This is a genomic window from Saccharothrix coeruleofusca, assembly GCF_014648515.1.
GTDB lineage: Bacteria > Actinomycetota > Actinomycetes > Mycobacteriales > Pseudonocardiaceae > Actinosynnema > Actinosynnema coeruleofuscum.
Window position 1 is genome coordinate 276 of record NZ_BMRG01000041.1, and the last position, 7,689, is coordinate 7,964.

Below are 7,689 nucleotides of genomic sequence, written 5' to 3' on the forward strand. Positions count from 1 at the left end.
CGACCCGCCCGACCAGGGCCAGCGCGTTGCTGGGCCGGGTCGCGACCTGAGCCCGCTGAACCTGGACGACGTCGATGTTCCCCGTGCTGACCGGTACGGCAGCGCTCCAGGGTGGTGACGATGCGGATGATGACGGGTAGCTCGCTCAGGCGGGCGCGGCGCGCTCCGCTGGAACTGGAGCGGACCAGGGCCGACTGGAACTGGAGCGGGCCAGGGCCGAGATCCGGCCGCACCGGCAGCTCGTCCGGGAATCGTGACATCGGACCTGCTGGAAAGCGCTGTCGAACTCGTCGCCGCACCGCTGCTGGAATCAGTGGGACGTCGTGGGCGGTCGCACCACCCCGCACGGTTTCGCCGACCACGGCACGGTGCCCTGGACCCGCCTGTTCCGGCAGGGCTGGCGCTCTCCGTCGAGGGGCACGGCTTGCGCAGCCTGATCGACCAGGCACTGCGCACCGCTGGTGTCGAGCCCGCGATCACGTGCCAGACCAACTCGATGCTCGGGCGGAAGAAGCTGGTCGCCACCACCGACGTGTGGAGCGGCCTCCCGGCCGCGAGCATCGCCGAGAACGTGGCGGCCGGACGAGTCACCGGTGCCCGTCTCACCGATCCCGAGGTCTCCCGCGACGTCCTGCTCGCCCTGCGGCGAGGAAGCCGAGTGCCGCCCGCCGTCGAAGTCGTGGCCGTCGAAGTGGTCCGGGCGATGCACCGGCAGTCGGAGCTGACGGAGCGCGGGGATCCCAAGTCCTCGTCCCGAGCGCTCATGGGCAGCAGGCACAGCACAACTGCCCTGCGCGGCATCGGTGCGGACGCCACGAACTGCCCGGATGGGCTTGTCGGCAGGCGCGGCTCCGCTGGGCGTCCGGAAAGCCGCGCCGCTATTCGATGTGACCGGTCGCCCCGGTTGACTTGCACCGATGCGCGGAATTCCGCCGCGATAGGCCGGACGGGTGGCGCGGGGGCAACTCGAGGACGTCTCGCACGGCGTCATGGAGGATCGGCTGGCAGGTTCTCCGCCGAAGGGTGAATCATGGATCGATCGCTGTCCGACATCGAGCGCATGGTCGACGACTGGGAGCGCAACGCCGCCGAGAAGGCCGCTCGTTACCGGGCGATGAGCAGTGAAGTGCAGCAGGTGTCGGTCACTGGTTCGGCGGCGGACGGTGCGGTCGTGGTGACGGTCGGCGCGAACGGCATCCCCACCGGGGTCACGATGACGGCGAAGGTGCGGCAGATGGAGCCCGAGCGCATCGCCGCCGCCGTGATGGAGGCGATGCGGCAGGCGCAGTCGCGCTACCCCGAGCGCCTGGCGGAGATCATGTCGCACACGGTGGGGGAGGACTCCACGACTCGGCACCTGCTCGCCGAGGCCAGGGCGAACTTCCCTGGGCCCGAGAGCGCGCCGGGGACGGATCCGCGGCCCAGGCGCGCCCCCGATGATCCCGAGGACTTCAGCAACAACAGCTTCATGGACGGTGGTCGCTGATGGCAGCCGGGTACGAAGTCCTGGTCGATGAACTCGCAGCGCACTCCCGCAAGGTCGACGGGTTCGCCGAGCGGCTCCGCGCGGCGGTCGACGCGGCCCGCCAGGTGACCATGAACGACAGCGCCTACGGCGTGATCTGCCAACCGTTCGCGGCGATGCTCCAGCCGTTCGAGGAGACGGGGGTCACCGCCCTGTCCAAGGGGGTCGAGGCAATCGCCGACACGGCGGAGCGGATGCGCAGGACAGCCGAATCCTACGGGGCTCAGGAGAGCGCGGAGGCCGCTCGGTTCGGCGGTCCGTCATGACCGAGAACCCCTTGGTCGCTCAGCCGCAGTCCGACACAACGGCTGTCACCGGTGTGGGGATCCTCGAATCGGCTCAGGGGCTCGCGGGCGGATTGGCCAGCGGCGACTGGGTCGCGGGCGGGCTCGGTGGTGTCGGTGTCGGCCTCGAAGTGCTCAGCATGGTCGTGGATCCGATTGGCACGCTCGCCTCCTACGGCGTGTCCTGGCTGATCGAGCACGTCCAACCGCTGAAGGAGGCACTGGACTGGCTGGCGGGCGATCCACCGGTGATCCGCTCCTTCAGCGAGACGTGGGCGAACGTGGCCACCGAAGTCGCGAGCATCGCGCAGGACTACGCCAATGAGGCCAACAACGGCACGGCGGGCTGGATCGGGTCCGCAGCCGACGCCTACCGCTCGCACTCGGCGCAGGTCGCCGACGCGGTGGCGGGCGCGGGCGTGCTCGCGGAGGGCGTCTCCGCCGGCGTCATGATCATGGGCGAGGTCGTCGCGTTCGTCCGCGAGACGGTCCGCGACATCGTCGCCGAGCTGATCGGCAGGCTCATCGCGTGGGCGCTGGAGGCCGTGGCCACTCTAGGGCTGGCCACACCGGTGATCGTCGGCCAAGCGGTGAACGCGATCTCCCGCGTGGTCAGCAAGATCGGCGACCTCATCCGCAAGCTCGTCAAGACCATCGGCAACGTCGCGCCACGCATTCGCAAGGTCATCGACAAGCTCGATGAAATCATGGCCAAGCTGGCCAAGCTCATGCGCGGGGGTGACGCCCCGACGAGCCCGAGCGGCACGACGAGCCCGAGCGGCACGACCTCGCCGTCAGGCCACGGCGGACCGTCGGCGGCACCGCGTGGGACGGACGGGACCACGTCCTCGTCCGGCGCGGACGGCCCCTCCACCCACCAGTCGGGCGCGGAGGCGCCCACCACCCGCGGTCCCAACGGCGCCGACTCCGGCGGTGCCACCAGCCCGTCGGGCAGTCCGGGCGATGGCACGTCGGGCAGTCCCAACGGAAAACCCGACTCGTCCGGCACCGGCAATCCCAGGGGCGACAACCCACCGCCGCGTGACGGCGACGGCGGGGGGCAGCGCTCGGAGGGCAATGGCGGTTGCGACGGCAAGGGCGGCGACCCGGTTGACGTCGTGTCCGGCCAGATGATCACCTCGAAAGTCGACGTCGCGCTGCCCGGTCTCCTGCCGCTGGTGCTGCGCCGTGCCTACGCCTCGGACTACGGCGAGGGACGCCTGCACGGGCCTGGTTGGTCCTCCACGCTGGATCAGCGCCTCGAGGTGACCGACGACGGAATCCGGTACCTCGGCGACGACGCGCAGGTGTTGTCGTACCCGCGGTTGGCTGAGGGACCGGTGCTGCCGCGACACGGCGCGCGGTGGCCGCTCAGCCACGACACCGGAAGCGATACCTACCGCGTCGAGGACCCCGAATCGGGCTGGGTGCGGCACTTCGGACCGGGTGCCGACGGAAGTGGCACCCGGCTGATCACCGCGCTGACCGACCGCGACGGTCACGAGGTCGCCTACGTGCGGGACCCGGCGGGCCTGCCGCTGGCGGTCCGCCACTCCGGCGGCTACTACATCGCCGTCGACGTCGTGGAAGGGCCGCGAGGCCCGCGCGTCGCGGGGCTGCGGTTGATCGACCAGCAGGGACACGGTGTCGCCGTCGTGTCCTACCTCTACGACGAGCGCGGCAGGCTGACCGGCATCGTCAACTCCAGTGGCCTGCCGTACCGCTACGAGTACGACGAATCCGACCGCATCACCGCGTGGGTCGACCGCAACGGGTTCCGCTACGACTACGAGTACCGCGCGGATGGTCGGGTGGCGCGCGGGCACAGCGAGGGCGGCCATCTGGACGCCGAGTTCCACTACGACTTGCGGAGGCGGATCACCTCGGTCACCAACAGCCTCGGGCACGTCACGCACTACCACTACGACGTGCACAACCACCTCACCAAGGTGGTCGATCCGCTGGGCAACGAGGAGTCCACCGAGTACGACCGCTACCACCGCCTGCTGTCGCGCACCGACGCGCTGGGCAACACCACCCGGTACGTGCGCAACGACGAGGGCGACGTCGTTCGGGTGGAGCACGCCGACGGCACGGTCACGTCCATCGAGTACGACGAGCGCTGGCGGATGCCGACTCGCGTGGTCCAGCCCGGTGGTGTCCAGTGGCGGCACACCTACTCCGACACCGGCGCGGTCCTCACGACCACCGACCCGGTGGGAGCGGTGACGACCTCTGAGCTCGACGCGCGCGGCCACCTCATCGCGACCACCGCCCCGGACGGCACCCGCTCGACATTCACCAGCGACGCCACGGGCCGGCCCAGGTCGGCCACCACGCCGTTCGGCGCCACCACCCGCTACGACCTCGACGGGTTCGGCAGGCTCGTCACCACCACCGGACCCGACGGCGCCGTCACCCGCTACGGCTGGACCGTCGAGGGCAGGCTCGCCTGGCAGGTCTCCGCGGACGGCACCCGTCAGGACTTCTCCTACGACGCCGAGGGCAACCTGCTCGCCAGCCGTTCCGGCGACGGCGCCAGAACCACCTTCGAGGTGGGCCCGTTCACCTTGCCGGTGGCCCGCACGGGTGCGGACGGCACCCGGTACGCGTTCGTGTACGACACCGAGTTGCGACTGGTCAAGGTGATCAACCCACTGGGGCTGACCTGGGAATACGAGTACGATCCCGCAGGCAACCTGGTCCGGGAGAACGACTTCACTGGCCGCGAGGTGACCTACCGCTACGACGCCGCCGGGCGCCAGGTGGGCCGTGCCGAAGCTGGCGGGGCCGTGCTGGAGCTGGTGCGCGACGCGCGCGGCCGGATCCTCGTGCAGCGCGTCGCGGGGGAGCGGCCGGTCGAGTTCGAGTACACGCCTGCCGGTTATCTGCGGCGCGCGGGTGACGGCGTCACCGAGGTGGTCTACGAGCGGGACGCACTGGGCCGCCCCGTGCTCGAAGCGGTTGACGGGCGGGCGGTGCGCAACGAGTACGACCTGCTCGGCCGCCGCGTCCGCCGCACCACGCCCTCCGGTGCGCAGACCACGTGGCAGTACGCACCGACGCAGCAGCCCGCGGCGCTGATCGGCACGGCGGGCGCGCTGCACTTCGACTACGACCTCGCGGGCCGGGAAGTCGCCCGCCGCCTCGGGGCGCGCGCCGCGCTGACCCAGACCTACGACGCGGCAGGCCGCTTGGCAGCGCAGAACGTGTGGGCGCATCCCTCACCGGACCCGACCACGCCCGACGTGCCCGCCCAGCACTACGTGCCGGTGCAGCAGCGGACCTATCGCTACCGGGCGGACGGCGTGGCCACGGCGATCGGCGACCGGCTGCGCGGCGACCGCCTGTACGAGCTCACACGGGCGGGCCGCGTCGCGGGTGTCACCGGGGCGACCTGGCGCGAGCAGTACACCTACGACGCGCTGGGCAACCTGGCCGCCGCACAACCCGCGACGCCGTCCGACTCGGCAGGCCCTCGCGTGCTCGACGGTCTGCTGCTGCGCGGTGCGGGACGCACCAGCTACGAGTACGACGACGCGGGCCGCCTGGTCCGCCAGACCCGGCGCACCCTGTCCGGTCAGCTGCGCGTGTGGACCTACCGGTGGAGCGGTCACCACCAGCTCGTCGGCGCCACCACACCGGACGGCGCCACCTGGCGGTACCTCTACGACCCGCTCGGCAGGCGCGTGGCCAAGCAGCGGTTGGACGAGCACGGCACGGTGCTGGACGAGACCACCTTCGCCTGGGACGGCGCGGAACTGGCCGAGCAGCGGCACACCCGCGCCGGTCTGGTGACGGCGACGTCGTGGGACTACCGCGGCGGCACCGGCGAACCTCTCGCCCAGACCAGCCGCTCCTGGCTCGCGAGCGCGCCGGACGAGGTGATCGACACCAAGTTCCACGCGATCGTGTCCGACCTGGTCGGCACACCCACCGAACTGGTCGGGCCGGATGGCAGGGTCTCCTGGTACCGCACGGAGAGCCTGTGGGGCGAAGAACTGGCGCTGCACTCGCGCGGCGGCACCGACTGCCCGCTGCGCTTCCCCGGCCAGTACCACGACCGCGAGACCGGCCTGCACTACAACTTCCACCGCTACTACGACCCCACGACCGCTCGCTATCTCAGCCCTGACCCGGTCGGACTGCGCCCCTCGGCCAACCACTACACCTACGTCGTCAACCCGCTCGTGGTCTGCGACCCGTTCGGCCTGGCAGGCCACCGGGGACCGGACGGCCGGTACGCCACCGATCCCAACGCGCCGCCGAGCAGCACGCACAACCGCAGCACCGAGTACCCGCACACCTACTGGGACTCCACGCACGACGCGATGGCCACCAACTGGACCCTGGAAGGACAGGCGCAGGGCGCGCGCCCTGTAGACGCCAGCGGCGTGCCCATTCCACGCGACCAGCTCACCTGGGTCGACGCCAACGGAAACACCATCCCGTTCGACCAGTTGACCTATGACCACAACCCGGCTGTCGTACAGCACTGGAACCAAGAGGGCTACGATCAGACCCGTGCCCAGCGCGAGGCGTGGTACAACCAGACCGACGACATGGAAGCCATGACCAGGAGTGAGAACTCCCGGCGCGGTGCCCAGCTGACCGAGCGCTACAGCGATACACCACCCGGCCCCAACTACTCCTGCACCTGACGCCATCGGAGGACGGAACGTGGACCTGGCGGCGACCTTCGCGGCGATCCCTGGAGCTGTGCCGATCGACGGGGTGCCCGACGCCTGGTTCTGGACGCACGCGCCGAAGTTCGGCCACTCCGCGGTGCTCAGCCGCGATGGCAAGCACGCCTTCCAGTGCTACGCGCACAACTCCTACGACGAGGGCTTGGCGCGTGCGGTCATCACGTTCACGCGGGAGCACGACGCCGAGTTGATCGCACCGCCGCAGCGCCCCCTGGTGGTCGTGGAAGGCTTCGAGCACCCCGGCTTCGGGTTCGACACGGTGGTCGCGGTCAGCCCCGACATACACAAGTACCAGTCGGACAAGCCCGAGGTGCACGAGGTGACCAGGGCGGTGTTCCCGGCCTACCGCTGCGAGTTCTCCGGTGCCGAGACCGAGGACGACGCGGCCTACCGCTACACGCGTGCGGCAGGAGCCCAACCGTCCAGGTGGGACCGTGAACCCAACCCGTACCTGAAGATGCGCCACCGCGCCGCATCCGGGCGGGAGATCCCCGAGCGCGGCTTCGCCAACCCGTCCAGGGTCGTCCACGAGTTCGCCGCTCTGCCCGAGCGGGAGGACGGCTTCGTCGAGTTCGAGAACTTCGAGCGGCGGGTGTGGCGGGTGACGTTCCAGAACACCTACTACACCGCGATCGAGGAAGGTCCGGAGAACGCGGCAGCGGAGCGGATGGACTTCGACGACCTGGTCGAGTTCACCAAGCGAGTGCTCTACGGCCCGAACCGGACGTCGGGCGAGTCCGCGATCGACAAGAGCTGACCGCGCGCCCCGGTCACCGGGGCCGGTCGGCGCGCGGTACCGGAAGTGGCATTGGCGTTCCGGCTTGCGCTCCTACGATCGGGCGTTCCGGTCGTGGTGGTGCGAGTCGTGCCCTCCGGTGAGGGCGCCGGAGCGGGAAACTGAGCCATCACTGCGACGATCTCACGACACGCCGGCCCGACGAGCACTTCCGGGCCACGGACCACCTCCGATCGCTCACGGTCACTTTCCGACCAGGCACACGGGCGGCCTCGTCGCGGTCTCCGCCTCTTTCCGCTGCTGCCAGGCTCGCACGAGGGCATTCGGAGACGGCGGGGGTCCGGCCGGAGCGGTTGGAGGACCTGATCGCGGGTGGCGAGCGGGCATGGCGGGTGGCACAAGCGGGTTTTCGGCACCGTCAGCACGGTCTGGTCGTGG

At 70.5% G+C, this 7,689-nt stretch carries 5 protein-coding genes; all 5 read left to right on the forward strand.

The window, feature by feature from the left end:
* Nucleotides 1–253 precede the first annotated feature (253 nt).
* The 5 genes from IEZ00_RS35815 to IEZ00_RS35835 all read left to right on the forward strand — a co-directional run bounded on the left by IEZ00_RS35815 (nucleotide 254) and on the right by IEZ00_RS35835 (nucleotide 7,272).
* Nucleotides 254–1,027: a LysR substrate-binding domain-containing protein gene (locus IEZ00_RS35815; RefSeq protein WP_189227793.1), complete on the forward strand. Its 774-nt coding sequence runs from the start codon at nucleotides 254–256 to the stop codon at nucleotides 1,025–1,027.
* 3 nt (nucleotides 1,028–1,030) lie between these two features.
* Complete coding sequence (locus tag IEZ00_RS35820) at nucleotides 1,031–1,486, forward strand: YbaB/EbfC family nucleoid-associated protein (RefSeq protein WP_189227794.1); 456 nt, start codon at nucleotides 1,031–1,033, stop codon at nucleotides 1,484–1,486.
* Nucleotides 1,486–1,791: a type VII secretion target gene (locus IEZ00_RS35825; RefSeq protein ID WP_189227795.1), complete on the forward strand. Its 306-nt coding sequence runs from the start codon at nucleotides 1,486–1,488 to the stop codon at nucleotides 1,789–1,791. Before IEZ00_RS35820 ends, IEZ00_RS35825 begins: the two co-directional genes overlap by 1 nt.
* A gap of 158 nt (nucleotides 1,792–1,949) precedes the next feature.
* A complete protein-coding gene (locus tag IEZ00_RS35830; protein ID WP_229796442.1) occupies nucleotides 1,950–6,470 on the forward strand; it encodes an RHS repeat-associated core domain-containing protein in 4,521 nt (1,506 codons plus the stop codon).
* A gap of 19 nt (nucleotides 6,471–6,489) precedes the next feature.
* Nucleotides 6,490–7,272, forward strand: a complete 783-nt coding sequence (locus IEZ00_RS35835; RefSeq protein ID WP_189227797.1) for a hypothetical protein — start codon at nucleotides 6,490–6,492, stop codon at nucleotides 7,270–7,272.
* The last annotated feature ends 417 nt before the right edge of the window (nucleotides 7,273–7,689 follow it).